Below are 23,719 nucleotides of genomic sequence, written 5' to 3' on the forward strand. Positions count from 1 at the left end.
AGCGAAACGGAGAATCCGCATGAGCGACCATTCCCATCCGTCCCTCGAGACCAAGGCGCATGCGCCGGAGGCCGGAGCGGCCTTTCACGAATTCATGCAGGCCTTCGAGAGCTTTCGTGAGGCCAATGACGAGCGCCTGGGCGAGATCGAGAAGCGCATGAGCGCCGACGTCCTGACCGAGGAAAAGGTCGACCGGATTTCCAAGAGCCTCGACGAACAGGAGCGGCGTGTCGAGCGGCTGATCCTGAAGGAGGCGCGGCCGGCGCTGGGCGGCGAGCGCCGGCCGGCGGCCGGGCCGAGCGAGCATCGCAGCGCCTTCGAGCGTTATGTGCGCGGCGGCGACGAGCAGGGGCTGCGACGGCTCGAGGAAAAGGCGATGTCGAGCCTGACCGGCGCCGATGGCGGCTTCCTGGTGCCGGACGAGACCGAGACCGAGATCGGCCGGCGGCTGGCGGCGATCTCGCCGATCCGCGCCATCGCGACGGTGCGCATGGTGTCGGCGGCCGTCCTGAAGAAGCCCTTCGCGATCGACGGCGCGCAGACCGGCTGGGTGGGCGAGGCCGATGCCCGGCCGCAGACCACCGCACCGCAGCTCGCCGAACTCGCCTTTCCGACCATGGAACTCTACGCCATGCCGGCGGCGACCAACGCGCTGCTCGACGATGCGGCGGTGGATATCGATCGCTGGATCGGCGACGAGGTCGAACAGGCCTTCGCGGCGCAGGAGGGCGCGGCCTTCGTCAATGGCGATGGCGTGGCCAAGCCGAAGGGCTTCATGACCTATCCGACGGTGGACGAGGGCGCCTGGGCCTGGGGATCGGTGGGCACGGTGGCGACCGGCGCCGACGGCGGCTTTGCGCCGGGCGAGGCGGCCGACAGCCTGCTCGACCTCGTCTATGCGCTGAAGGCCGGCTACCGGCAGAACGCCAGCTTCGTGATGAACCGCCGCACCCAGGCGAGCGTGCGCAAGCTGAAGGATGGCGACGGCAATTATCTGTGGCAGCCGCCGGCCAGCGCCGGGGCGCGGGCGACGCTGATGGGCTTTCCGACGGTCGAGGCCGAGGACATGCCGGATATCGCCACGGACGCGAAGGCGATCGCCTTCGGCGATTTCGGCCGCTTCTACCTGGTCGTCGACCGGCAGGGCGTGCGGGTCCTGCGCGATCCCTATTCGGCCAAACCCTACGTCCTCTTCTACACGACCAAGCGGGTCGGCGGCGGCATCCAGGACTTCGACGCCGCCAAGTTCCTCGACTTCGCCGCCTGACGGGCGGGCTGAAGGGCGAGACGAATGACGGCCGGGCAGACGCCCGGCCGTTTGCTTTGGCGGAGGGACGGATGACGATCATCGATCTGGGGCTCGGCGGGGCCGAGGAGCCGGCAAGCGTGGCCGAGGCAAAAGCCTGGGCGCGGATCGACCGAAACGACGAGGACGAGCTGATCGCTGCGCTGATCCGCGCGGCGCGCGAGACGATCGAGGCGATGGCCGGGCTGGTCCTGGTGCAGCGGGCATTCCGGCTGGCGCTCGATCCGGTGCCGGCCGACGGCTGGGTGGAGATCGCGCGCCGGCCGCTGGGGGCGATCACTGGCGTGACCGCCTACGCGTCGGGCGGGGTGCCCGTCATGTTCGACGCGGGCGAGGCGATCGTCGAGCGGGCGCTGGGGGTGGAGGCGATCCGGGTGTCGCCGGGCGTGCGGGCGGCAGCGGTGAACGGCGTCGAAGTGGAGTTCGAGGCGGGGTTTGCGGCTGGTGCGGTGCCGGAGAACCTGCGGACCGCGCTGCTGGTGATCGCGGCGGCGTCCTACGAGATGCGGGCGGCGGTCGATCCCGGGCAACAGCCGGCGGTGATGCCGGAGCTCGCGCGGTCGCTGATCGCGCCCTATCGGCGGGTGCGGATCTGATGGCGCCGCTGTTCCTCGATCCGGGGCTGCTGCGCAAGCGCGCGGTGCTGCTGGCGCCCGAAGCGGAGCCGGACGGCGCCGGCGGCGCGGCGACGAACTGGACGGAGCTTCGGGAGCTGTCGGTGCATGTGGAGCCGGTGTCCGTGGCGGCACGCGAGCGGTTCGACCGTCACGAGGCGACGATCACGCATCGGGTGATCTGCCGTTCGAGCGAGGAGGTGATGCGCGGGCGGGCCTTCGGCGTCGGGACGCGGCGTCTCGTCATCGCCTCGGTGCACGACCCGGACGAGACGGGGCGCTTTCTGGTGTGCCGGTGCGAGGAGGAGGCCTGATGCGCATTTCGGCGGAGATCAGGCGGCTGCGCAGCCGCCTGCCGCTCGAACGGCTGGTGCGCGCGGTTCGCCAGCCCGGGCGCCCGCGCTCGACCGTGCCGGCGGGGAGCTGGCCGTCGACCTCGAACATGCCGCGGCATTTCGGCACGCTGGACGATGGCGATGCGGGCCCTGGCGGCGATCCGCGTGATGCGCAGGGTTCGCCGGCGACGGTCTGAACTTGCGGGCCGGCGCGATCACTAGTGCGCGACGAGGAATAAGAGGTTGCAGTTCGTCTGGCGGACGCACGGGCACGCCATATATCATCTTGTAGACATCCGTGAGCGAGGAGGATGACATGGCGCATCCCAGTGCCGAACTCCAGACGACGATCTTCGAGACGCTGACCGCAGACCCATCGCTGACATCGCTGTTGGGCGGGCCGAAAGTGTTCGACCGGAGACCGGAACATGCAAGCTTTCCCTATCTGACGCTTGGCCGCACGGCGGTGGTGGACTGGTCGACCGGGACCGAAGACGGCTCCGAACACATCCTGACCCTGCATGTCTGGGCGAAGGGTGGCGGCAAGGCCGAGACCTACGAGATCATGGACAAGGTGGCCGGCCGGCTGAACGACGCGCATCTGCCGCTGGAGGGCCATCACCTGGTCAATCTGCAACTGCAGTTCGCCGAGGCACGGCAGGAACCGGACTCGGCCACCTATCACGGCATATTGCGGTTCCGGGCGGTGACCGAACCGCTGGCCTGACGGCCAGCCGGCGCGGGGCACGGGGTCCCGCAGCCACTCAAGCGACATCGACACGGGCGGTCTTTCGGGGCCGCCTTTTTCTTTGGCCGGAGCCGACCGGCACCGGGGCGGAAAGGACGACGCGAATGGCCGCACAGAGAGGCAAGGATCTTCTCCTGAAGATGGACGAGAACCGGGACGGGAGTTTCGTCACCGTGGCGGGGCTGCGGACCCGGCGGATCGCCTTCAACGCCGAGACCGTGGACATCACCGACGCCGAGAGCGCCGGCCGCTGGCGGGAACTCCTGGGCGGAGCGGGGGTACAGCGGGCCTCGCTGTCGGGATCGGGCATCTTCAAGGATGCCGCCTCGGACGCCAGCCTGCGGCAGGTGTTCTTCGCCGGAGACATCGTGCCGTATCAGGTGGCGATCCCGGAATTCGGCACGATCACCGGCCCATTCCAGCTGACGGCGCTGGAATATGCCGGCGAGCACAATGGCGAGATCACCTTCGAGGCGACGCTGGAATCGGCCGGCGCGCTGGCCTTCGCGGCGGTCTGACGATGGCGGTCAATCGGCATCGCGGCGAGGTGCCGGCGATCATCGACGGGCGCGAGCGCACGCTCTGCCTGACGCTGGGGGCGCTGGCCGAACTGGAGGACGCCTTCGCGGCGGACAGTCTGGCCGGGCTGGTGGAGCGCTTCGGCACCGGCCGGCTGTCGGCCCGCGACCTGACGCGGATCCTGGCGGCGGGCCTGCGCGGCGGCGGCGCCGATGTCAGCGAGGCCGAGGTGGCGGCCATGCGGATCGACGGAGGGGCGGCGGGTGCCGCGACTGTTGCCGCGCAATTGCTGGCCGCGGCCTTCGGCACGCCGGACGGGGAGCCGGAGCCGGCCCCGCCAAACCCCTGAACGCCGTGCCGGATCGACCGGCGCCCGGCACGGCGTTTCCCTGGACCGAGGCGATGCAGGCGGGGCTCGGCCTGCTGCGGCTGTCGCCGCGCGCCTTCTGGACCGCGACGCCGCGCGAACTGGCGGCGGCGCTGGCGCCCTTCGGCGCCGTGACGGGCGAGGCGCCTGAACGCGCTGCGCTGGCCGCCCTGATGCGGCGCTTTCCCGACCGGGATTCTTCGAACTGACGAGGTGAAAGGATGGAGCCGGACGAGACGATGAACGTCGCGATCGTCGCCGATACCAGCGGGTTCGAGCAGGCAATGGGGGCCCTGACGCAGCGCGCCAATTCCTTCGGCTCGGCGATCGCGTCGGCGATGAAGGGCGCGGTGACGGGCGGGCGTTCGCTCGACGGCGTGCTGCGCCAGCTCGGCCAGCGGATCTCGACGATCGCGCTGGATGCGGCGCTGAAGCCGCTGACGGACCTGGCGTCGAACATGCTGGGCAATGCGCTGGGCGGGCTGGGCGGTGGGGGCGGCGTGCCCGCCGCGGCCGGAATCGTGCCTTTCGCCAAGGGCGGCGTGGTCGCCGCGCCGAGCTATTTTTCGACGGCCGGCAAGCTGGGGCTGATGGGCGAGGCCGGGGCGGAGGCGATCCTGCCGCTGCAGCGCGGCGCCGACGGAACGCTGGGGGTGGCGAGCACCGGTGCGCCGGCCGGCCCGTCCATCGTCTTCAACGTGACGACGCCCGATGCAACGAGCTTCCGGCGGTCGGAGGCGCAGATCCAGGCGATGCTGGCGCGGGCCGCCAGCCGCGGCCGGCGGGGATTGTGACCATGGCGATCGAAGCCTTCAGCGAGGCGCGGTTTCCGCTGCGCGTGTCCTTCGGGACCAGCGGCGGGCCGGAGCGGCGCACGGAGATCGTGCGGCTGTCGACGGGCTTCGAGCATCGCAACCAGCGCCATCGCCATTCCGTGCGCCGCTACGATGCGGGGTCCGGCGTGCGCAGCCTCGCCGATCTCGTGGCGGTGCTGGATTTCTTCGAGGCGCGGCGGGGCCGGCCGACGGGGTTCCGCTTTCGCGATCCGCTGGACTGGCGGTCCTGCGCCTATGGGGGGAGCCCGAGCGCCCTCGACCAGGCGATCGGTGTGGGCGACGGGGTGACGACGGAGTTTGCGCTGGTGAAGCGCTATGGCCTGGGCACCGAGGCCTATGTCCGGCCGATCGCCAAGCCGGCCGGGGACACGGTCCGCATCGCGGTGGACGGCAGCGAGGTCGCGGTAGGCATGGCCGTCGACCCGGCGACGGGGATCGTCGCCTTCGCCGCCCCGCCGGCCGAGGGCGCGGCGATCACCGCCGGCTACGATTTCGACGTGCCGGTGCGGTTCGACATGGACCAGCTGACCGTGAACGTCGCGGCCTTCGAAGCCGGGGAAATTCCGTCCATCCCGCTGATCGAGGTGCGCCCATGAGACAGGTTTCTCCGGAGCTGGCGGCGCATCTGCAGGGACCGCAGACGACGCTCGTCCATTGCTGGCGCCTGACCCGCCGGGACGGCGTGGTGCTGGGCTTCACCGATCACGATGCGGCGCTGGTTCTTGCTGGAACCCGCTTCGAGGCGGCGACGGGGCTGAGCGGCAGCGAGGCCGAGGAGATGCTGGGGCTGGCGGCGGCCAGCCGCGAGGTTGAGGGAGCGCTGGATTCCGCTGCCATCGACGAGGCCGACATTCGGGCAGGTCGCTACGACGCGGCGCGGATCGAGACCTTCGTCGTCAACTGGCAGAGCCCGGAGGATCACGTCCTCATCGACGTCGCGGAACTGGGCGAAGTGAAGCGCGGCGAGACCGGATTTGCCGCCGAACTGCGGGGCGTCGCGGCGCAGCTCGACCGGGTGCGCGGACGGATCTACCGGCGGCGATGCGATGCGGTGTTCGGTGATGCGCGCTGCGGCTTCTCGGCCTCGGCGGCGCCCTACACCATCGAGACGACTGTCGTGGGCGGCGAGGGATCGCGAATGGTCGTCGACGGCACGCTCGGCGGTGCGCCGACGCTGTTCCAGAACGGCCGGCTGACGGTGCTGGGCGGAATGGCCGAGGGGCTCGGGGCCGACATCGTCTCGGCCATGACGGGCGACGAGGGGACGGTCACGCTGGTGCTGGCGGAGGCGCTGGGGGTCACGCCGTCGCCGGGGGACGCGGTGCGGGTGGTGCAGGGCTGCGACAAGCGCTTTGCCACCTGCCGCGACCGGTTCGGCAATGCGGTGAACTTTCGCGGCTTTCCGCACATGCCGGGCGGCGATGCGGCGCTGGCGATTGCCAAGAGCGACGGGCGCCATGACGGCGCGCCGGTGGTGCCATGAGCCCGGTGCAGGTGGACCCGCGCGAGGCTGATGCCGATGGCGGCAAGCCGGCCGCCGATGCGCGGTTGCCGCCGGCGCTGATCGCGGCGCGGCGTTTTCTAGGAACGCCCTATCGCCATCAGGGCAGCCGGCGGGGCGTCGGCTGTGACTGCCTCGGCCTGCTGCGCGGGGTCTGGCGCGAGCTGCATGGCGCCGAACCGGAGGATCCGGGACCCTACCGGGTCGACTGGGTGACGCGTTCGGGGCCGGACCGGCTGCTGCAGGGCGCGCGGCGGCATCTGCGGGAGATCGCCCGCGCCGATGCCCGGCCCGGCGACGCCCTGCTGTTTCGCTGGCGGGTCGGCGCGCCGGCCACCCATTGCGGCATTCTCGATGCGGGGGATCGGCTGATCCACGCCTATGAGGGGGCTTCGGTCGTTTCCTCGCCGATGCCGCATGCCTGGACGCGCTGCATTGCCGGCGCCTTTCGCTTTCCGGAGTAGACCATGGCGACGATCCTGTTGCAGGCGGCCGGCGGTCTCGTCGGCGGCGTTCTGGGCGGGCCGTTCGGCGCGGTGCTCGGCCGCGCGGCCGGTGCCCTGGCGGGCGCCTCGATCGACGCGGCGCTGTTCGGCACGACGAAGCGGACGGAAGGGCCGCGCCTGACGGAGAGCCGGATCATGGGCGCCGACGAGGGCGCCGGCATTCCGCGGGTCTACGGCACGGCGCGGGTGGCGGGGCAGGTGATCTGGGCGACGCGCTTCGAAGAGGATTCGGCCACCGAGCGCCGCGGCGGCAAGGGCGGCGGCCCGAAGGTCGAGAGCACGACCTACAGCTATTACGGCAATGTCGCCGTCGGCCTGTGCGAGGGGCCGATCGCCGGCATTCGCCGGATCTGGGCGGATGGCGAGGAAATCGACCGCGAGCAGATCGTCCACCGCGTCTATCCGGGGAACGAGACCCAGGCGCCCGATCCATTGATCGAAGCGCGGCAGGGAGCGGGCAACGCGCCGGCCTATCGGGGCCTAGCCTATCTTGTCTTCAAGCGGCTGCCGCTGGAACGCTGGGGCAACCGGCTGCCGCAGATCACCTGCGAGATCCTGCGTCCGGTCGGGCAGATGGAAACGCAGATCCGTGCCGTCACCATCATTCCCGGCGCCAGCGAGCACGGGCTCGATCCGCTGCCGGTGCGCGAGCGGCTGGGGCCGGGCGAGGATCGGCTGGTCAACCGCAACATGCTGTTCGGACCGAGTGACTGGACCGCGTCGCTGGACGAGCTGGAGACACTGTGCCCGGCGCTGGAGCGGGCGGCGCTGGTGGTGTCCTGGTTTGGCGACGATCTGCGGGCCGGGCACTGCATTTTGCGGCCGGGGATCGAGATCGGCACGCGCGACGAGACCGAGGCCTGGCGGGCGGGCGGCGTCGGTCGCGGTGGGGCACGGCTGGTCAGCCGCGTCGATGGCGGGCCGGCCTTCGGCGGCACGCCGAGCGACCGGAGCGTGCTGCGCGCGATCGCCGATCTGAAGGCACGGGGGCTGGCGGTCACCTATTATCCGTTCGTCCTGATGGACGTGCCGCCGGGCAACGGTCTGCCCGATCCCTATGGCGCAGGCGAACAGGCGGCGTTTCCCTGGCGCGGCCGGATGACTCTGGATCTGGAACCGGGCCGGGCCGGCTCGACCGACGGCACGGCGGCGGCCCGCGCCGCCATCGCGGCCTTTCTCGGGACGGCGGGGCCGGAGCATTTCTCCGTCGCGGGCGGAGAGGTCGTCTATTCGGGGCCGGCGGAATGGTCGTATCGCCGGATGATCTTCCACCAGGCGGCGCTGGCGGCCCTGGCCGGCGTCGACGCCTTCGTCATCGGCTCGGAAATGCGCGGCCTGACCCGCCTTCGGGACGAGACCGGGGCGTTTCCCTTTGTCGAGGGTCTGATCGCGATTGCCGAAGCCGTGAAGGGGATGCTGCCGGGCGCGGTCGTCACCTATGCAGCCGATTGGAGCGAATATGCCGGCTACCAGCCGACGGATGGTTCGGGCGACGTCTTCTACAATCTCGATCCGCTCTGGACCTCGCCAGCGATCGACGTGGTCGGCATCGACAATTACCTGCCGCTCGCCGATCTGCGGGACGCAAGCGAGGATGCGGCGGCGGATGAAACGCCCTCGCAGTATGACCGGGCGGCCCTGCGGGGCGGCATCGCCGGCGGCGAATATTTCGACTGGTACTATGCCAGCGCGGGTGATCGCGGGGCGGGGCTGCGCACGCCGATCACCGACGGTGCCCATGGCAAGCCCTGGGTCTATCGCGCCAAGGATCTGGCAGGGTGGTGGGCGAACCCGCATGTCGAGCGGCGCGGCGGCGTTGAGATCGCCGGAACATCGCCCTGGTTGCCGATGGGCAAGCCGATCTGGTTCACCGAACTCGGCTGCCCGGCGATCGACAAGGGCGCCAACCAGCCGAATGTCTTCGTCGATCCGAAATCATCGGAGAGCTACACGCCGCATTTCTCGGCGGGTGGCCGTGACGATCTCGCCCAGCGCCGCTTCGTCGAAGCGCATCTGGAGCATTGGGACCCGGCCTCGCCGGTCTTCGACGCGGCGGCCAACCCGGTCTCGCCGGTCTATGGCAGGCGAATGGTGGCGCCGGACGCCATTCATCTGTGCGCCCTTATGTAGCAGATGCACCATGGAAAAGGTAGGCGGAACAGCCGACTAGCGCGATAATGGGCGCATGGAACGAAAGCACCGCGCCACCCGAACCGACAGCTACAAGCTTACCATAGCTGGGCTGCTTACGAAACGCGCCGAGATGGCAGGCGAGCGCGTCCGCGCCGTCGAGCACCTGGCCGCAGTGGATCGCGATCTAGGCCATCTAGACGCCGTGTTGGCGATGTTCGGCGTAACGGACGGTCACAAGGTGAAGCCCCTGCAGCGGGCCACCACGCCCCGCGCAAAGCGGGCGGACGTTCTAGCGCGGCATCGGGCCATCTTCGCCGCGCTGCGCTCTACTGGCGCCGCCACGACCACCCAGCTTGCGGAGGCGGTAGCGCCCCTGTTCAAGCTGCACGACGACCACGAGCCGGACCCGAAAGCCATCCTGTCAGCCGTGCGGAAGATGCTGCACAGGCTGGAGCGGCAAGGCGGGGTGGTGCGCGATGGCTGGGATGGGGACGCGAGGGTGTGGCGGCTACAGGGCTGAGGTATGGCTGCCGTACTTTATACGACGTATGGCGGTCAGTGAAATTAACTTCACAACGAAAAACCCCGCCGAAGCGGGGTCAATCAATTGGTGTGCTAGCCTACTGCCCTTCGGCGCCCATCATCAAACTTATGCATGTTGATCTCGCGCAGGGCTTCGACCATCTCCTTTGGCCTATCGTTGATAAGCAGGAGATAGGCACGGTGCGCCTGTACGGGGCGCGATCTTCCCTGCTCCCACTGCTTAAGCTGGTCGAGCCCGAACCCAAACGTCGAAGCGAAATCCTTCTGAGAAAAGCCGGTCTTGGACCTAATGGCCTTAACATCAACTTCCGAAGGAACGTAAAGGCGATAAGGCGAAGACTCGCCACGCGTGACGGAAAGAGCTTCTTCCAAACCTTCGGCTATTTGGTTGAAAACTTCCTTGCTCATCCTGTATCTCCTGCCGCGATCGGCATAACTCGTCTCGAATAGTCGGCGACTATGAGATCTGAAAGCTTCTTCAGGCCATTACGTTCCGCCTTGGAAAGCGTCACCTTTTTCGATTTCGCAAAAACCGTTATCAGGAAGACAGGCAGATTTGGCCCTGTGAATAGAGTGATCGTGCGGACTCCGCCACTCTTGCCCTTGGTGTTGCGCGCGAGAGCGAACCGCACCTTTCGACATCCACCCGTACCTTTTATCTCGTCGCCGGCAGCGGGATTTTTTGATAGGTAGTCAGTCAGTCGGTCGATGTCATCCTGTGACATTCCAGCTACCTCCGCGTGCCGGCGAAAGGTGTTTAGCTCAGAGACGGTGTGTTGCTGGGGCTCGCTCATATGCACCATATGTATGTAATCTACGCACCAGTCAATTAACAATTCATTGACAGGCTATTTTTGCCAATACCCGCACCACGACCGGCTGACCGGCGAGAGCATCGCGTTGCCGACCAACGCAACGGCGTTGCAGCCGTTGTCGCGACGACGGTGATCTTCGCACCATGCGGCGTTTGAGGCGTAGGCTGCGAGGTACTTCGGCGATACGCCGTGGTGCTGACCGGCGACCATACGGCGCAGGCGGGAGAAGAAGCTTTCCACCCAGTTCGTGTGCTTGCCGTGACCCTCACTGTAGGCTTCCGAGTGATTGATGCGCTCGGTGGGGAAGAAGGCTTCCAACACGTCCCAATGGGTCGCTTCGTCAGCGAACACGGTCGAAGCCGAAGCCACGAGATCGCGCGCGATCTGCACGCCTTCATGCTCAAAGTTGCGGACGAAGGTCAGGGTGCGTCCCGCACGCTGGCGAAGCCCGATGACGACGCGGCGGGTGCCGGTCTGGTGTTCCTTCAAGCGACGGTCGATCCGGTCTTCCTTGCGGTTCTGCGGCTTGATGGACCCACCGAAATAGGCGCCGTCGATCTCGACTTCTCCGTCCAGCGTGAAGCCTGCCGTCTCGTTAGCCATCGCCTCGCGCAGCTTGTGGCAGAGAACGAAGGCCGTCTTGTACTGGCAATCGAGATCGCGGCTCATCTGCAGGGCAGACATGCCTTTAACGGCGTTCACGAACAGCGCGATCGCGGCCAGGAGATCCGTGAAGCCCATCTTGCGGGAATGGAAGATCGTCCCGCTCGTCACCGAGAACTGGTGATGGCAGGCAGCGCACTTGAAGCGGCGGCGGGTGGTGATCTCGTAGGTATCGACGCAGCCACAGCGGGGGCAAACAGCCTGGCCGTTGGTGGAGGCCCAGCGGATAGAACGGAACTGCTCGTAAGCCTTTTCCTCGCCGGCCTTGTAGATGGCGCGGATAGAAAGGGTGCGGGCCTTTGCGGAGAGAAGAAAGTGCTGTGCCATTGTCATCGTTTCCATTACCTATGTAATGGATGTAGTACATTGACGTACTGGATGCAAGGGCATATCTATCGTTTGCGATACATTTTTTATCGGAGACGATACGTCGATGGCAGAGCATACGGATTACGAAACCCGCGTAGCGAATATCCTTAAGGCCGAATTGAAACGAAAGGGCGTGACCTATGCCCAGCTCGTTGAGAAGCTCGCGGCGATAGGTGTCGAGGAGAAGGAGGTGAACATCCGCAACAAGCTCTCGCGCGGCAAGTTCACAGCGGCCTTCATGGCTGCGTGCTACGAAGCTATCGGGTCGAGCGCGATACGCCTAGATTAATAAGGGTTTGGCAGCTTCCCAAATTCTTCGATCACGTCCTTATCGTACGCTCGTTTCAGATGGTCGCGAAGATCACCTTCAGAGATTAGTTTATGGCCGTCGTCTTCCTTGGTGACTCCGTCATAATGATCCTCAAACTGTTCAAGCATCATCTCGCACAAACGGAGAAATTTAGAGTTCAGCTTCTCGGCTGGGGTCATCCCTTGCCGAAGCATATTTGAGTTTAAGCGGTCAAATATCGTGATTGTTGGCTCTCGCGCTAAAGCCCAATCGGAGTTGGATACCAGTTCGATGGCGTCCTCACGGGTAATCCAGACCTTATCTTCCAATTTATTCCTCACCCAAAAAATCAGTCGGTGACGGGCGCGCCAGAACTCCCGAGCCGGCCAAATGAAGATGACGCATCCTATTATGACGAGAGCCACACGAACCCATAGCTGATTTATGAAGGATGCGATGGCCACGGCATACTCCGCAAGCCAGATCACTGTGGGATCGCTCACCATAGCGTCGATCCACCTTGTCCATGTCGCGATATCGTCGGGTATACCGGCGACTCCGACCACGGCGCTCGCGGCGCCGAAGAGCGTCCACCCATAGGTAAGCATTTTGAGGACGAACCAGATGAAACGCATGGCGCCCAACTAACCCGACCTTCTTTGAGTTGTGGAGTCTCTGCCAGTCTCATCGTGCGGTCCTTGGTGCGTTTGCTACATAAGGGCGCATCTGTGGACATGGGATGCGCGACCCTATCCGGCATTTCCCGAGCGGTCCGATGTCTGGGCCGATGGCGACAACTGGCGGCGCGGCCACTGGCTGAGCGGCCGGCTGGCGAACGCCCCGGCAGATGCGCTGTTTGCGGCAATCCTGCGCGATCACGGCATTACCGACTTCGATGTTTCGGCAGTGGACGCGGTCGTGACCGGCTTCGTTGCGGGCGGTCCGGGCTCGGCCCGCCAGGCGCTGGAAGAGCTGATGCGGCTGACCGGGACGGTCGGCCATGTGGCGGCGGGCCGGCTGGTGCTGCGCTCGCTGGCGCGGCTGCGGCCCGAAGCGTGGATCACCGCATTTGCCGACGGGGAGGGCCCCTATGTCGAACTGCGCCGGGCCGATGCGAGCGAGCGGGCGCAGGAGGTCTCGCTGGGCTATCTCGATCCGGCGCGGGCCTATCAGCCGAGTGCCGCCGAGGCGGTGCGGGCGAGCGCCGACCGGCCGCGCAAGGAGATCGTCGAACTGCCGGTGGTGCTGGACGAGGCCCATGCGCGGGAGCTGGCGGCCGCGATGCTGGCGGAAATGGGCGGCCATGCCGAGACCGCGCGCTTCGGGACCGCGACATCGGACCTGGCGCTGGAGGCCGGCGACACGGTGCGGCTCGACGGCCGGGACGGGGCCTGGCTGATCACCCGGATCGAGACGGGGCTCGCCCGCCAGATGGAAGCGCGGCTGCTGCCGCCCCGGCGTCGCGCCTATCCCGACCAAGGGAAGCCGCCGCCGGGGCCCGACCCGCTGGTGCCACTCGGCGCCTCGCGGCCGCTGGTGCATCTGCTCGACCTGCCGCTGCCGGAGGGCGGCGACGCCATTGCCGGGGCACGCTTCGCGATCCACGCGAGGCCTTTCGCGGGCTATGCCGTCGGCGTGTCGCGTACGGGAGACGGCTTCGATACACGCAGCATCGCCACCCGCGCGGCGACGACCGGGACGCTGATCGAAGCGCTGGAAGCCGGCCCCCGCGGCGTGCTCGACCGGGGGCGTCGGCTGGTCGTGCGGCTGCATCGCGGGGCGCTGTCCTCGATCGGCGAGGAAGCGCTGCTCGATGGCGGCAATCTCTGCGCCGTGCAGAGCATGTCGGGCGCCTGGGAGGTGCTGCAGTTCGCCAATGCCGCAGAAACTGCGCCGCAGGTCTTCGATCTGAGCGGATTGCTGCGGGCGCAAGGTGGCACCGAGGATGCGATGGCGGCGGGCGCCGCGCCGGGGGCGGCCTTCGTGCTGCTCGACGCGGCCTGCGAAGCGCTGGGTCTTGGCATCGGCGAGGTCGGGCGCGATCTGGCAATCCGCGTCTCGCCGCTCGGCCGGCTCGCCGACGATCCGGCGGTCGTTACCCTGTCGGCCGTTCTGGGGGCACGCTCGGTGCGGCCGCTGTCGCCGGTGCATCTGCGCGCGGAATTCCAGCCGGACGGCGCGCTGGCGCTGGTGTGGATCCGGCGGACGCGGATCGGCGGCGATAGCTGGGACGGGCTCGACGTGCCTTTGGGCGAGGAACGCGAACTCTACAGCGTCGAGATCCGCGACGGGACGGGGGCGGTTCTTTCCCGGCAGGCCGAGCTGCCGGCGCTGGCGGTCCCTGCGGCGGAACAGCACGCCGCCTTCGGCGCGCTGCCGGCGACGGTCACGGTGACCGTCGCCCAGAAGAGCCCGGTCTGGGGCGATGGGACGCCATCCGCCCAGACCTTCATCCGTCCGGGCTGACCCGGCAATTCGAGGCAACAGGAGGAGACGCGAGATGAGCGATGCAAAACCCTGGTACCAGTCGCGCAGCATCTGGGGCGGTCTGGTGGCGCTGGTCGCCGGCGTCGGCGGGATCGTCGGCGTCGAGATCGATGCGGCCACCAGCGAGACGCTGATACTGTCGCTGACCAACGGCGCCGCGGCGATCGGCGCGGTGGTCGCGATCCTCGGCCGGCTGGCGGCGCAGAAGACCCTGCGATAGCGGCGGGGCTACTGGCGGAGCCGTCACGCGTCCGTGCCGGGTGCGTGGCGGTTCGGTGCGCCGGTGGTGCCGGAGCTTGCCGGAATCGGCACGCGAACCGGCATCATTCATGGGCGGTTCAGCGAGACCTTGCTAGGAAGGGGTCGGCTGCCATGTCTGTGGCCGGTGGCGTCTCGATCTAGCTGGGCAATCCATGACCCGAATTCGTACCATCTTTCTTGTGTTTCTCGCCGCCCTGACGTTGGGCGCCGGGCCGGTCGCCGCGCGTGACGGTGCGGGTGACTGGCCGGTGCACGTCCGCCGGGCGGCGCCCGTGACGGATGGTCTGGTGCGCTTCGCCCAGGCCGACTGCTCGAGCGCCGGGTCCAAGGCCGCGGCGCAGACCGGCGGCGAAGTGCTGTCGGTCTCGACGCGTACCGAAGGCGGCCAGACGGTCTGCGTGGTGACGGTGCTGGTGCCGGGCACCGACGGCGGCCGCCCGCGCAAGACGACGGTGACCATTCGCCCGTAAGCCGGCAGCGCTGGGTCCAGCCGGGCAAGCGCACCATCCGGCTTTGAGTGATGCCGGACGAATTGCAGAGAAGGGACGATCCGCATGCGGATACTCGTCGTGGAGGACGACCAGACACTGAACCGCCAGCTCGTGGAGGCGCTGAACGGCGCCGGCTACGTGGTCGACAAGGCGATGGACGGCGAGGAAGGGCATTTTCTCGGCGATACCGAACCCTATGACGCGGTGGTGCTGGATGTCGGCCTGCCGCTGATGGACGGCATCAGCGTGCTGGAGCGATGGCGGCGCGACGGCCGCACCATGCCGGTGCTGATCCTGACCGCCCGCGACCGCTGGAGCGACAAGGTCGCCGGTATCGACGCGGGCGCCGACGACTATGTCACCAAGCCGTTCCATGTGGAGGAAGTGCTGGCGCGGCTGCGGGCGCTGATCCGCCGGGCGGCCGGCCACGCCTCCTCGGAGATCCATTGCGGGCCGCTGCGGCTCGATACGCGGGCGGCCCGGGTGACGCTCGACGGCACGGCGCTGAAGCTGACCTCACACGAATACCGCCTGCTCGACTATCTGATGCACCATCAGGACCAGATCGTCTCGCGCACCGAACTGATCGAGCATCTCTACGACCAGGATTTCGACCGCGACTCCAACACGATCGAGGTGTTCGTCGGGCGGCTGCGCAAGAAGCTCGGCGGCGCCGAGCTGATCGAAACCGTGCGCGGGCAGGGCTACAGGATGCATGATGGCGGCACCGGCGGTTAGGTCGCTCACCGCCCGGGTCATCCTGCTGTCGAGCGTGTGGGCGATCGTCGCCTTCGCGGTGGCCGGCGGGCTGATCTCGACGCTGTACGAGCGGACCGCGCGCAAGGGGTTCGAGGACCTCCTGACGGCGCAGCTCTACAATCTCGTCAACAGCGTCAGCGTCGGCGATTCCGGTTATCTGTCGGGCTCGCCCGATCTCGGCGACCTGCGCTACCTGCAGCCCTTGTCGGGCTGGTACTGGGAGGTCGTGCCGGCCAGCGCCAACACGCAAGGGCGGCTGAGCTCCGGCTCGCTGGGGATCCTCGATGTTCCGCCGACCGCGACCGCACAGGTGCCCTTCGACGCCGCCTATCGGCGCAGCTACGATGCCGACGGCCTCGACGGCGAGCAATTGCGGATCATCGAGACCGAGGTCGTGCTCGACAGCCAGAACCATGCGGCGCGGTTCCGGGTGATGGGCAATGCCAGCGTCGTGGCCGCCGAGATTGGCGAGTTCGACCGCATCCTCACCCTCTATCTCGGCGCCGTAGGGCTGGGGACGGTGCTGGTCAACGGCCTCGCCATCCTGTTCGGGCTTGGGCCGCTACGGGCGGTGCGTGCGGCGCTGAGCGACGTACGGACGGGCCGGGCGGAGCGGCTGGAGGGGCGCTTCCCGATCGAGATCGAGCCGCTGGCGGTCGAGATGAACGCGCTGATCGACAACAATCGCCGCATCGTCGAGCGCTCGCGCACCCAGGTCGGCAATCTCGCCCATTCGCTGAAGACGCCGATTGCCGTCCTCGTTAACGAGGCGAGCGCGATGGGCCGTGAGCGCGGCCGTGTTATCGGCGACCAGGCCGAGCGGATGCGCCAGCAGGTGCAGCATTATCTCGACCGGGCGCGGGTGGCGGCGCAGAGCGAGGGCGGCGTGTTCCGCACACCGGTGGCGCCGACGCTGGAGCGGCTGGTGCGGGTGGTCGCCAAGCTCAATCCGGGGATCAATCTCGATTTCGACGCAGAGGCGGCGGCCGATCTGGTCTTTGCCGGAGAGAAGCAGGATCTGGAAGAGATCGCCGGCAATCTGCTGGAAAATGCCGGGAAATGGGCGAAGGCCCGCATCCGCGTCTCGGCCGAGGCGACGGGCGCCGACCGCGTCTCGGTGAGCATCGAGGACGACGGGCCGGGGCTGACGGCGGAACAGATCGTCGAGGCCAAGAAGCGCGGCACGCGGCTCGACGAGGCGACGCCCGGCAGCGGGCTGGGCCTGTCCATCGTTCTCGACATGGTGCGCGAATATCGGGGCGTCCTGGATCTCGGCCGCTCCGAACTGGGTGGCCTGAAAGCCACGGTGACGCTTCCCCGCGCGCCGGGCGGCCTCGCCGCTTGACATGCCGGGCAAGACCCATGATCTCCGACAGGCCTTCCCTGGCGCAGTCTTGCGACGGGCCTGCCGTATTCGGATGGATCATATGCGCATTGTCTTGAAGCTCCTGGTTCCGGTTCTGGCGCTTCCCGTGTCCGGTTGCCTGAGCGCCGGGTTCGGGGGTGGGACTTTGTCGCCGCCGACCGAGGGCGTCGCGGCGCTGGACGGCGGGCTGATCGGGCAGGATCCGGTGGGCCGGACGCTGCCGGAGGACGCCCGCGCGCGGGCGCTGGAAGCGGAATTCCAGGCATTGAACTTCGCTACGGCCGGACAGCCGGTCGCGTGGAACGCCGACGGTTACAGCGGCGAGGTCGTGCCGACGCAGCTCTACCGCGTCGGTTCGCAGGACTGCCGGGGCTATTCGCATGTGTTCCAGGGCGAATCGCCGGCGGTGAAGGCGGTGGGAACCGCCTGCCGGACGGCCGGCGGCTTCTGGAAGCCGGTCGTCTGACGATCATGCGGCGCGCGGCCGACCTGCTTTGCCGCAGAGGGCGGACGAGGCCGAAGGCCGCGTTTCCTTTGGCCGTCGCCGTGAGTATAGGGATGGCATGATCTTCTGGTTTATTGCCGCCGTGATGACGGCGGCCGTCACGCTTCTCTCGCTGTGGCCGCTGCTGCGCTCCCGGCAGGAGCATCTGGCCAGCCGTGCCGAGCACGACGTGGAAGTCTATTCGGCGCAATTGCGCGAGCTCGACGCGGATGTGGCACGCGGCGCGATGGCGCCGGCCGAGGCCGAGACCGCACGGGCGGAGATCGGCCGGCGCCTGCTGCGGGCGGCCGATCGCGGCAAGAGCGAGAGCCAGGCGGGCACCGCGTCGTGGCAGCGGCCGCGCACGCTGGCCGCCATCGTCGCGGTCGCGCTCCTCGTGCCGATCGGCTCGGTGGTGCTGTATGCCCAGCTCGGCGGCGCGGGGCGCCCCGATTTGCCGCTGGCCGGACGCAGCGCGCCAACGAGCGGCCCCGGCGACATCCAGACCCTGATCGCGGGCGCCGAGGAACGGTTGCGCGCCGAGCCGGAGGATGGCCGCGGCTGGGACGTGCTGGCGCCGATCTATCTGCGGATCGGCCGTGTCGAGGATGCGGCCGAGGCCTTTCGCAACGGTATTCGTCTGAACGGCTCGTCGGCCGCCCGCGAAAGCGGACTGGGCGAGGCGCTGACGCAGATCGCCAGCGGCGAGGTGACGGACGAGGCGCAGGCGGCCTTCGAGCGGGCCGAGGCCGCCAATCCCGCGCATCTGCCGGCGAAGTTCTTTCTGGCGCTGAACCTGTCGCAGGAAGGGCGCCGCGACGAGGCCGCGATCGCCTGGACGCAACTCGTCGAGATGAGCCCGCCGGATGCGCCCTGGCTGGAGATCGCCAATGCGGCGATCGCCGATGCGCGCGGTGAAGCACCGCCGGCCACCGCGACGGCGGACGCCGACCCGGTCACGCCGCCGCGGGGACCGGGCGAGGCCGACATCGCCGCCGCAGCCGACATGGCGGCGGACGATCGCCAGGCGATGATCGAGGGCATGGTGTCGCAGTTGGCCGCCCGGCTGGAATCCAACCCCAACGATGTGGAAGGATGGAAGCGACTGATCCGGTCCTATACCGTGCTTGGTGACAGCGAGGCGGCCGGCGCGGCCTATCGCACGGCGCGCCAGACCTTTGCCGCCGATTCCGCCGCCGGCCGGGAAATCGCCGCTTTCGGTGACGAGCTTGGGCTGACCGCCGAGGGAGAAACGCAGACACAATGACCCGCAAGCAGAAGCGCCTCGCCTCGATCGCCACGATCCTCGTCGTCATCGGCGGCGCGGCCGCACTCGTCCTGACCGCCCTGTCCGACAGCGTCGCCTATTTCCATTCGCCGAGCGATATCGTCGCCAAGGCTCCGGCGCAGAGCCAGCGCATCCGGCTCGGCGGTCTCGTGGAATCCGGCTCGGTCGTGCGCGACGGTTCGCAGCATGTCAGCTTCAAGGTCACCGACACGCTGGAAAGCGTCGAGGTCGCCTATACGGGACTCTTGCCGGACCTGTTTCGCGAGGGGCAGGGCGTCGTCACCGAAGGCACGCTGGGGCCGGACCGCATCTTCGTCGCCGACACGGTGCTGGCCAAGCATGACGAGACCTACATGCCGAAGGAGGTCGTCGACGATCTGAAGGAACGCGGCCTCTGGGAGGACGGCAAGGGCATGGTGAGCCAGGATACGCCCGAGGCCGTGGTGACGCAGACGTCGGGGGCCGGCTCGTGATCGTCGAGATCGGCCATTACGCCCTGATCCTGGCGCTGTCGCTCTCGCTGGTGCAATCGGTGCTGCCGGCGATCGGCGCGCGCAGCGGCGACGCCCGGCTGATGGAAACCGCCACGATCACCGCGACCGGTGGCTTCGTTCTCCTGATGCTGTCGTTCTCGGCGCTGACGGCGGCCTATGTGACGTCGGACTTTTCAGTCCTCAACGTCTTCGAGAATTCGCATTCGCTGAAGCCGATGCTCTACAAGGTCACCGGCGTGTGGGGAAACCACGAGGGCTCGATGCTCCTGTGGGTGCTGATCCTCAGCCTGTTCGGTGCGCTGGTGGCGCTGTTCGGCCGCGACCTGCCGGCCAGCCTGAAGGCCAATGTGCTGGCGGTGCAGGCCTGGATTACCGCCTGCTTCCTGCTGTTCATCCTGACCACGTCGAACCCGTTCACCCGCGTCTTTCCGGCGCCGATGGAGGGGCAGGACCTCAATCCGATCCTGCAGGACATCGGTCTCGCAATCCATCCGCCGCTGCTCTACCTCGGCTATGTCGGCTTCTCGATCGCCTTCTCCTTCGCCGTTGCCGCGCTGATCGACGGCCGCATCGACGCGGCCTGGGCCCGCTGGGTGCGACCGTGGACGCTGACCGCCTGGGTGTTCCTGACCGCCGGCATCGCGATGGGCTCCTACTGGGCCTATTACGAGCTCGGCTGGGGCGGCTGGTGGTTCTGGGACCCGGTGGAGAACGCCTCCTTCATGCCGTGGCTGTCCGGCACCGCGCTGTTGCATTCGGCGCTGGTGATGGAGAAGCGCTCAGCCTTGAAGATCTGGACGATCCTGCTGGCGATCCTGACCTTCTCGCTGTCGCTCCTCGGCACCTTCCTGGTGCGCTCGGGCGTCCTGACCTCGGTGCATGCGTTTGCCACCGACCCGACCCGCGGCGTCTTCATCCTCGCCATCCTGTGCCTGTTCATCGGCGGATCGCTGGCGCTGTTCGCCCTGCGCGCGCCGTCGCTGGAGGCGGGTGGCCTGTTCGCGCCGATCAGCCGCGAGGGGGCGTTGGTCGTCAACAACCTGTTCCTGACGACCGCCACCGCGACGGTGCTGGTCGGCACGCTCTACCCGCTGGTGCTCGAAGTCCTGGGCGGTGCCAAGATCTCGGTCGGCGAGCCGTTCTTCAACCTCACCTTCGGTCCGCTGATGGTGCCGCTGCTGTTTGCCGTGCCGTTCGGCCCGCTCCTGGCTTGGAAGCGCGGCGACCTTCTGGCTGCGGCGCAGCGGCTGTATTTCGCCATCGGCGCGGCGATGCTGACCATCCTGATCGCCGTGGCGCTGACCTCCGGCACGCGCATCCTCGCGGCGCTCGGCTTCGGCCTGGCGGTGTGGCTGATGGTCGGCGCCCTGACCGATCTGTTCGTGCGGGCCAATTTCGCCAAGGTCGGTTGGCGCACGGGCCTTGCCCGCATGCGCGGCCTGCCGCGCTCGGCCTTCGGCACCGTGCTGGCGCATTTCGGCCTCGGCGTGACGGTGCTCGGCGTGATCACCACCTCGGCCTTCCAGACCGAGACCGTGACCGCGATGCGGGCCGGGCAGACGGTGAACGCGGGCGGCTACGAGGTGCGCTACGAAGGCGCGCAGCAGCGTCAGGGGCCGAATTACGAGGAGCAGGTGGGCACGTTCACGCTGCGCCGCGACGGTCTCGACGCCGGTAAGATCGAAAGCGCCAAGCGCTTCTACCCGGCGCGGCAGATGCCGACGACCGAGGCCGGCATCCACACAAGCTGGTTCTCGCAGCTCTACATCTCGCTGGGCGATCCCTCGCCGGACGGTGCGTCGATCGTCGTGCGCGTCTGGTGGAAGCCGCTGATCACGCTGATCTGGATCGGCGCGATCTTCATGGCGGTGGGCGGTACGGTATCGCTCTTCGACCGGCGCCTGCGGGTCGGTGCGCCGGCGCGCAGCCGCAAGCGGCAGCTGGCGGCGGGAGCCGAAGCGTGAGCCGGCCTAGCTGGCGCGCCATCGCCGCGAGCCTCGCGCTCGCCGTTCTCCTGATCGCGGGGCCTCAGGGCGCGGCACCGGCTTTCGCGGTGACGCCCGACGAGGTGCTGAGCGATCCGGCTCTGGAGGCGCGGGCGCGGCAATTATCGACGGGGCTGCGCTGCCTCGTCTGCCAGAACCAGTCGATCGACGACAGCAATGCCGATCTTGCCAAGGATCTGCGGCTCTTGGTGCGCGAGCGGCTGGTGGCGGGCGATACGGATGACGAGGTCATCGACTATCTGGTCTCGCGCTATGGCGAGTTCGTGCTGTTGAAGCCGCGCTTCGACTGGGCGACGCTGGCGCTGTGGGGCACGCCGGTGGTGGTGCTGCTGGCCGGCATCGGTTTCGCGGTTCTGACGGTGCGCGGCCGCCGGCAGGCCACGGCGCCGACGGCGCTCTCGCCGGAAGAGGAAGCGGCGATCGCCGAGGTGACGCGCTCGCGCGGCTGACGGTGCCGGGCGTCAATGCGCAACCTTACGAAGATGTCACACGCCCGAAAAGGTCCCGTAATCTGGCAATCCCTAGATTGGCATCCATCGATGGCGCACGGCCCGTGCCGGCGCCACAGGGATCGAAGACCAATCGAAGAGGGTTTCCAATGCGCAACGATGCGAACAAGACGAAGCGTGGCGGTCTGATTGCCGGTGTTCTGGCCGCGGGCGTCGCCAGCGTCGCGCTGACCGGCGTCGTCGGCAATACCGTGCCGGTCTTCGCCGAGCCGGTGAAGGTCGAGGCACCGGTCCAGAATTTCGGCTTTGCCGACGTGGTGGAGAAGGTCTCGCCGGCCGTCGTCTCCGTCCGCGTCACCCAGGAAGTGACTCCGACCATGTCACAGGGCCGTGGCCCGGATATGGGCAGCCCCTTCGACAGCCTGCCGGAAGATCACCCGCTGCGCCGCTTCTTCGACGTGCCGGGCCGCGACAACGCCCCGAACGGCATGCGCCCGGATCGCGAGCCGCGCACCCGCATGGGCCAGGGCTCGGGCTTCTTCATCTCCGACGACGGCTTCGTCGTAACCAACAACCACGTGGTCGAGGGCGGCAGCCAGTACACGGTCGTCATGGATGACGGTACGGAGTACGACGCCGAGCTGATCGGCACCGATCCGCGCACCGATCTCGCGCTGCTCAAGGTCGACGAGAGCAACACCAAGTTCACCTATGTCGAGTTCGGTGACGACGACGCCGTGCGCATCGGCGAATGGGTCGTGGCTGTCGGCAACCCGTTCGGCCTCGGCGGCTCGGTGACGGCGGGCATCGTTTCGGCCCGTGGCCGCGACATCGGCGCCGGCCCCTATGACGACTTCCTGCAGATCGACGCGGCGGTGAACCGCGGCAATTCCGGCGGTCCGGCCTTCGGTCTCGACGGCAAGGTCATCGGCGTCAACACGGCGATCTTCTCGCCGTCGGGCGGCAATGTCGGCATCGCCTTCGCCATCCCGGCCTCGGTGGCCAAGGATGTTATCCAGTCGCTGCGCGAGGACGGCAGTGTCGAGCGCGGCTGGCTGGGCGTGCAGATCGCACCGGTCACCGACGACATCGCCGAGGCGGTCGGCCTCGACCAGGAAAAGGGCGCCATCGTCACCCTGCCGGACAACGAGACCCCGGCGACCAAGGCCGGCATCAAGACCGGCGACGTGATCACCGCGGTCAACGGCGAGACGGTCGACGGTCCGCGCGAACTGGCCCGCATGATCGGCAATTACCGCCCGGACACCAAGGTCGACGTGACCATCTGGCGCGACGGCAAGGCGCAGGACGTGTCGGTGGAACTGGGCAACCTGTCCAGCCTCGACGAGGCCGCCTCGGCCCGTGGTTCGGGCGTTCCGGTCGATCCGTCGTCGCTGTCGGGCTACGGCCTGACCCTGACCCCGTCGGAAGACGGCGAGGGTGTCGTGGTCACCGACGTGAAGCCGGATTCCTCGGCATCCGAGAAGGGCATCAAGGCCGGCGACATCATCATCGCGGTGAATGGCGAGACGGTCGAAACCCAGAAGGACGTGCAGTCGGCGATCGACGCCGCTGCAGAAACCGGTCGCAAGGCGGCGCTGTTCCAGCTCCAGACCAACGGGCAGAACCGCTTCGTGGCGCTGCCGATCGCCAAGAGCTGATCCTTCCAACGACGGTGGCGAGGCCTTCGGGCCTCGCCCTCTCCCCCGGCGGCGCGACCAATCCGGCGGCGATGGGCGACATGATCAAGATCGGCCGGCGCGGTTCGCTGTCGGCCGAGCTGCGCATCACGGGCGTTCAGGGCCACGTCGCCTATCCGCATCTGGCCGACAATCCGCTGCGCACCCTCACGGCGATCGCCGAGGCGCTGATGGACGAACCGCTTGACGCGGGATCGGCGGAATTTCCCGCCTCCAACCTGGAGATCACCTCGATCGACACGGGCAACGGGTCGGTCAATGTCATTCCGGCGCGGGCCCGCCTGTTCTTCAACGTGCGGGTTCAGCGATCGCTGGACGCCGGACAGCCTCAAGGTCGAGCTGACCCGGCGCATCGAGGCGGCGGCCGCTTCGGGACGGTTCCGGGAGGGC

General features: G+C 68.0%; 30 protein-coding genes and 1 pseudogene. 27 read left to right on the forward strand and 4 right to left on the reverse strand.

The window, feature by feature from the left end; translation table 11 throughout:
- Window positions 1-19 precede the first annotated feature (19 nt).
- The 14 genes and pseudogenes from SI859A1_RS05745 to SI859A1_RS05805 all read left to right on the forward strand — a co-directional run bounded on the left by SI859A1_RS05745 (window position 20) and on the right by SI859A1_RS05805 (window position 9,385).
- Entirely contained in the window at window positions 20-1,267 is a 1,248-nt protein-coding gene (locus SI859A1_RS05745; protein WP_009208900.1) for a phage major capsid protein, read from the forward strand.
- A gap of 71 nt (window positions 1,268-1,338) precedes the next feature.
- Complete coding sequence (locus tag SI859A1_RS05750) at window positions 1,339-1,902, forward strand: head-tail connector protein (RefSeq protein ID WP_040325382.1); 564 nt, start codon at window positions 1,339-1,341, stop codon at window positions 1,900-1,902.
- Window positions 1,902-2,234 (forward strand): phage head closure protein, encoded by a 333-nt coding sequence (locus SI859A1_RS05755; RefSeq protein WP_009208901.1) that lies wholly within the window; start codon window positions 1,902-1,904, stop codon window positions 2,232-2,234. The genes SI859A1_RS05750 and SI859A1_RS05755 overlap by 1 nt, the downstream gene beginning before the upstream one ends.
- Window positions 2,234-2,452 (forward strand): hypothetical protein, encoded by a 219-nt coding sequence (locus SI859A1_RS05760; RefSeq protein ID WP_040325384.1) that lies wholly within the window; start codon window positions 2,234-2,236, stop codon window positions 2,450-2,452. Before SI859A1_RS05755 ends, SI859A1_RS05760 begins: the two co-directional genes overlap by 1 nt.
- 119 nt (window positions 2,453-2,571) lie before the next feature.
- Window positions 2,572-2,982, forward strand: coding sequence for a DUF3168 domain-containing protein (locus tag SI859A1_RS05765; protein ID WP_024348730.1), 411 nt, complete (start codon window positions 2,572-2,574; stop codon window positions 2,980-2,982).
- 125 nt (window positions 2,983-3,107) lie between these two features.
- Window positions 3,108-3,521 (forward strand): phage major tail protein, TP901-1 family, encoded by a 414-nt coding sequence (locus tag SI859A1_RS05770; RefSeq protein ID WP_009208903.1) that lies wholly within the window; start codon window positions 3,108-3,110, stop codon window positions 3,519-3,521.
- A 2-nt stretch (window positions 3,522-3,523) separates the two neighbouring features.
- Window positions 3,524-3,871, forward strand: a complete 348-nt coding sequence (locus tag SI859A1_RS22015; RefSeq protein WP_040325386.1) for a gene transfer agent family protein — start codon at window positions 3,524-3,526, stop codon at window positions 3,869-3,871.
- A 5-nt stretch (window positions 3,872-3,876) separates the two neighbouring features.
- On the forward strand, window positions 3,877-4,098 hold the full coding sequence (locus SI859A1_RS22020; RefSeq protein WP_276324888.1) for a rcc01693 family protein: 222 nt from the start codon (window positions 3,877-3,879) through the stop codon (window positions 4,096-4,098).
- 30 nt (window positions 4,099-4,128) lie between these two features.
- On the forward strand, window positions 4,129-4,683 hold the full coding sequence (locus SI859A1_RS05780; RefSeq protein ID WP_050767672.1) for a phage tail tape measure protein: 555 nt from the start codon (window positions 4,129-4,131) through the stop codon (window positions 4,681-4,683).
- Window positions 4,684-4,685: 2 nt separating this feature from the next.
- Complete coding sequence (locus SI859A1_RS05785; RefSeq protein ID WP_040325388.1) at window positions 4,686-5,321, forward strand: DUF2460 domain-containing protein; 636 nt, start codon at window positions 4,686-4,688, stop codon at window positions 5,319-5,321.
- Entirely contained in the window at window positions 5,318-6,208 is an 891-nt protein-coding gene (locus SI859A1_RS05790; protein ID WP_009208906.1) for a phage/gene transfer agent baseplate hub protein, read from the forward strand. The genes SI859A1_RS05785 and SI859A1_RS05790 overlap by 4 nt, the downstream gene beginning before the upstream one ends.
- Complete coding sequence (locus tag SI859A1_RS05795) at window positions 6,205-6,690, forward strand: NlpC/P60 family protein (RefSeq protein ID WP_009208907.1); 486 nt, start codon at window positions 6,205-6,207, stop codon at window positions 6,688-6,690. The genes SI859A1_RS05790 and SI859A1_RS05795 overlap by 4 nt, the downstream gene beginning before the upstream one ends.
- A gap of 3 nt (window positions 6,691-6,693) precedes the next feature.
- Window positions 6,694-8,847 (forward strand): annotated as a pseudogene (locus SI859A1_RS05800) (baseplate multidomain protein megatron); the annotation flags it as partial.
- A gap of 70 nt (window positions 8,848-8,917) precedes the next feature.
- Window positions 8,918-9,385 carry a hypothetical protein gene (locus tag SI859A1_RS05805; RefSeq protein ID WP_009208909.1) on the forward strand — a complete coding sequence of 156 codons (468 nt, stop codon included), beginning with the start codon at window positions 8,918-8,920 and terminating at the stop codon, window positions 9,383-9,385.
- Between the two features lie 95 nt (window positions 9,386-9,480).
- Here the strand turns inward: SI859A1_RS05805 and SI859A1_RS05810 are convergent, their stop codons facing one another.
- The 3 genes from SI859A1_RS05810 to SI859A1_RS05815 form a co-directional block, all read right to left on the reverse strand.
- Window positions 9,481-9,816: a helix-turn-helix domain-containing protein gene (locus SI859A1_RS05810; RefSeq protein WP_040325391.1), complete on the reverse strand. Its 336-nt coding sequence runs from the start codon at window positions 9,814-9,816 to the stop codon at window positions 9,481-9,483.
- Window positions 9,813-10,133 (reverse strand): type II toxin-antitoxin system RelE/ParE family toxin, encoded by a 321-nt coding sequence (locus SI859A1_RS20775; protein WP_148233755.1) that lies wholly within the window; start codon window positions 10,131-10,133, stop codon window positions 9,813-9,815. The genes SI859A1_RS05810 and SI859A1_RS20775 overlap by 4 nt, the downstream gene beginning before the upstream one ends.
- Before the next feature lie 123 nt (window positions 10,134-10,256).
- On the reverse strand, window positions 10,257-11,213 hold the full coding sequence (locus SI859A1_RS05815) for an IS1595-like element ISAusp1 family transposase (protein WP_040325393.1): 957 nt from the start codon (window positions 11,211-11,213) through the stop codon (window positions 10,257-10,259).
- Window positions 11,214-11,319: 106 nt separating this feature from the next.
- On the opposite strand from SI859A1_RS05815, the gene SI859A1_RS05820 reads away from it, so the two are divergent.
- Window positions 11,320-11,544 (forward strand): DUF6471 domain-containing protein, encoded by a 225-nt coding sequence (locus tag SI859A1_RS05820; RefSeq protein ID WP_040325395.1) that lies wholly within the window; start codon window positions 11,320-11,322, stop codon window positions 11,542-11,544.
- Here SI859A1_RS05820 and SI859A1_RS05825 read toward each other — a convergent pair.
- Window positions 11,541-12,188, reverse strand: coding sequence for a hypothetical protein (locus SI859A1_RS05825; protein ID WP_009208912.1), 648 nt, complete (start codon window positions 12,186-12,188; stop codon window positions 11,541-11,543). The two genes, SI859A1_RS05820 and SI859A1_RS05825, sit on opposite strands and share 4 nt — an antisense overlap.
- Window positions 12,189-12,462: 274 nt before the next feature.
- Here SI859A1_RS05825 and SI859A1_RS05830 point away from each other — a divergent pair, with 274 nt between their 5' ends.
- The 12 genes from SI859A1_RS05830 to SI859A1_RS20780 all read left to right on the forward strand — a co-directional run.
- On the forward strand, window positions 12,463-14,010 hold the full coding sequence (locus tag SI859A1_RS05830) for a phage tail protein (protein ID WP_148233756.1): 1,548 nt from the start codon (window positions 12,463-12,465) through the stop codon (window positions 14,008-14,010).
- A gap of 34 nt (window positions 14,011-14,044) precedes the next feature.
- A complete protein-coding gene (locus SI859A1_RS05835) occupies window positions 14,045-14,251 on the forward strand; it encodes a hypothetical protein (protein WP_040325398.1) in 207 nt (68 codons plus the stop codon).
- A gap of 193 nt (window positions 14,252-14,444) precedes the next feature.
- Entirely contained in the window at window positions 14,445-14,762 is a 318-nt protein-coding gene (locus tag SI859A1_RS22025) for a hypothetical protein (protein WP_244400920.1), read from the forward strand.
- Between the two features lie 84 nt (window positions 14,763-14,846).
- Window positions 14,847-15,521, forward strand: coding sequence for a response regulator transcription factor (locus SI859A1_RS05845; protein WP_009208915.1), 675 nt, complete (start codon window positions 14,847-14,849; stop codon window positions 15,519-15,521).
- A complete protein-coding gene (locus tag SI859A1_RS05850) occupies window positions 15,499-16,887 on the forward strand; it encodes an ATP-binding protein (RefSeq protein ID WP_009208916.1) in 1,389 nt (462 codons plus the stop codon). Before SI859A1_RS05845 ends, SI859A1_RS05850 begins: the two co-directional genes overlap by 23 nt.
- A gap of 82 nt (window positions 16,888-16,969) precedes the next feature.
- Window positions 16,970-17,374 (forward strand): hypothetical protein, encoded by a 405-nt coding sequence (locus SI859A1_RS05855; protein WP_040325400.1) that lies wholly within the window; start codon window positions 16,970-16,972, stop codon window positions 17,372-17,374.
- Between the two features lie 97 nt (window positions 17,375-17,471).
- On the forward strand, window positions 17,472-18,659 hold the full coding sequence (gene ccmI, locus SI859A1_RS05860) for a c-type cytochrome biogenesis protein CcmI (RefSeq protein ID WP_009208918.1): 1,188 nt from the start codon (window positions 17,472-17,474) through the stop codon (window positions 18,657-18,659).
- Window positions 18,656-19,153: a cytochrome c maturation protein CcmE gene (ccmE, locus tag SI859A1_RS05865; protein WP_009208919.1), complete on the forward strand. Its 498-nt coding sequence runs from the start codon at window positions 18,656-18,658 to the stop codon at window positions 19,151-19,153. The genes ccmI and ccmE overlap by 4 nt, the downstream gene beginning before the upstream one ends.
- Window positions 19,150-21,138, forward strand: coding sequence for a heme lyase CcmF/NrfE family subunit (locus SI859A1_RS05870; protein WP_009208920.1), 1,989 nt, complete (start codon window positions 19,150-19,152; stop codon window positions 21,136-21,138). Before ccmE ends, SI859A1_RS05870 begins: the two co-directional genes overlap by 4 nt.
- Window positions 21,135-21,629 carry a cytochrome c-type biogenesis protein gene (locus SI859A1_RS05875; RefSeq protein ID WP_009208921.1) on the forward strand — a complete coding sequence of 165 codons (495 nt, stop codon included), beginning with the start codon at window positions 21,135-21,137 and terminating at the stop codon, window positions 21,627-21,629. Before SI859A1_RS05870 ends, SI859A1_RS05875 begins: the two co-directional genes overlap by 4 nt.
- A gap of 149 nt (window positions 21,630-21,778) precedes the next feature.
- A complete protein-coding gene (locus SI859A1_RS05880; RefSeq protein ID WP_009208922.1) occupies window positions 21,779-23,290 on the forward strand; it encodes a Do family serine endopeptidase in 1,512 nt (503 codons plus the stop codon).
- An 80-nt stretch (window positions 23,291-23,370) separates the two neighbouring features.
- The coding region (locus SI859A1_RS20780) for a peptidase dimerization domain-containing protein (RefSeq protein WP_244400924.1) at window positions 23,371-23,719 on the forward strand (349 nt) is incomplete at its 3' end.

Source organism: Aurantimonas manganoxydans SI85-9A1 (assembly GCF_000153465.1).
Taxonomy (GTDB): domain Bacteria; phylum Pseudomonadota; class Alphaproteobacteria; order Rhizobiales; family Rhizobiaceae; genus Aurantimonas; species Aurantimonas manganoxydans.

Excerpts from the sequence above, each read along its gene's own strand:
- SI859A1_RS05765 (WP_024348730.1), top strand. The coding sequence starts at position 2,572 with ATGGCGCATCCCAGTGCCGAACTCCAGACGACGATCTTCGAGACGCTG.
- SI859A1_RS05815 (WP_040325393.1), bottom strand. The coding sequence starts at position 11,213 with ATGGCACAGCACTTTCTTCTCTCCGCAAAGGCCCGCACCCTTTCTATC.
- SI859A1_RS05810 (WP_040325391.1), bottom strand. The coding sequence starts at position 9,816 with ATGAGCAAGGAAGTTTTCAACCAAATAGCCGAAGGTTTGGAAGAAGCT.
- SI859A1_RS05770 (WP_009208903.1), top strand. The coding sequence starts at position 3,108 with ATGGCCGCACAGAGAGGCAAGGATCTTCTCCTGAAGATGGACGAGAAC.
- ccmI (WP_009208918.1), top strand. The coding sequence starts at position 17,472 with ATGATCTTCTGGTTTATTGCCGCCGTGATGACGGCGGCCGTCACGCTT.
- SI859A1_RS05785 (WP_040325388.1), top strand. The coding sequence starts at position 4,686 with ATGGCGATCGAAGCCTTCAGCGAGGCGCGGTTTCCGCTGCGCGTGTCC.
- SI859A1_RS22015 (WP_040325386.1), top strand. The coding sequence starts at position 3,524 with ATGGCGGTCAATCGGCATCGCGGCGAGGTGCCGGCGATCATCGACGGG.
- SI859A1_RS05790 (WP_009208906.1), top strand. The coding sequence starts at position 5,318 with ATGAGACAGGTTTCTCCGGAGCTGGCGGCGCATCTGCAGGGACCGCAG.
- SI859A1_RS20775 (WP_148233755.1), bottom strand. The coding sequence starts at position 10,133 with ATGTCACAGGATGACATCGACCGACTGACTGACTACCTATCAAAAAAT.
- ccmE (WP_009208919.1), top strand. The coding sequence starts at position 18,656 with ATGACCCGCAAGCAGAAGCGCCTCGCCTCGATCGCCACGATCCTCGTC.
- SI859A1_RS05780 (WP_050767672.1), top strand. The coding sequence starts at position 4,129 with ATGAACGTCGCGATCGTCGCCGATACCAGCGGGTTCGAGCAGGCAATG.
- SI859A1_RS05820 (WP_040325395.1), top strand. The coding sequence starts at position 11,320 with ATGGCAGAGCATACGGATTACGAAACCCGCGTAGCGAATATCCTTAAG.
- SI859A1_RS05750 (WP_040325382.1), top strand. The coding sequence starts at position 1,339 with ATGACGATCATCGATCTGGGGCTCGGCGGGGCCGAGGAGCCGGCAAGC.
- SI859A1_RS05805 (WP_009208909.1), top strand. The coding sequence starts at position 8,918 with ATGGAACGAAAGCACCGCGCCACCCGAACCGACAGCTACAAGCTTACC.
- SI859A1_RS05850 (WP_009208916.1), top strand. The coding sequence starts at position 15,499 with ATGATGGCGGCACCGGCGGTTAGGTCGCTCACCGCCCGGGTCATCCTG.
- SI859A1_RS05855 (WP_040325400.1), top strand. The coding sequence starts at position 16,970 with ATGCGCATTGTCTTGAAGCTCCTGGTTCCGGTTCTGGCGCTTCCCGTG.
- SI859A1_RS05795 (WP_009208907.1), top strand. The coding sequence starts at position 6,205 with ATGAGCCCGGTGCAGGTGGACCCGCGCGAGGCTGATGCCGATGGCGGC.
- SI859A1_RS05845 (WP_009208915.1), top strand. The coding sequence starts at position 14,847 with ATGCGGATACTCGTCGTGGAGGACGACCAGACACTGAACCGCCAGCTC.
- SI859A1_RS05880 (WP_009208922.1), top strand. The coding sequence starts at position 21,779 with ATGCGCAACGATGCGAACAAGACGAAGCGTGGCGGTCTGATTGCCGGT.
- SI859A1_RS05745 (WP_009208900.1), top strand. The coding sequence starts at position 20 with ATGAGCGACCATTCCCATCCGTCCCTCGAGACCAAGGCGCATGCGCCG.
- SI859A1_RS05835 (WP_040325398.1), top strand. The coding sequence starts at position 14,045 with ATGAGCGATGCAAAACCCTGGTACCAGTCGCGCAGCATCTGGGGCGGT.
- SI859A1_RS05760 (WP_040325384.1), top strand. The coding sequence starts at position 2,234 with ATGCGCATTTCGGCGGAGATCAGGCGGCTGCGCAGCCGCCTGCCGCTC.
- SI859A1_RS22025 (WP_244400920.1), top strand. The coding sequence starts at position 14,445 with ATGACCCGAATTCGTACCATCTTTCTTGTGTTTCTCGCCGCCCTGACG.
- SI859A1_RS05755 (WP_009208901.1), top strand. The coding sequence starts at position 1,902 with ATGGCGCCGCTGTTCCTCGATCCGGGGCTGCTGCGCAAGCGCGCGGTG.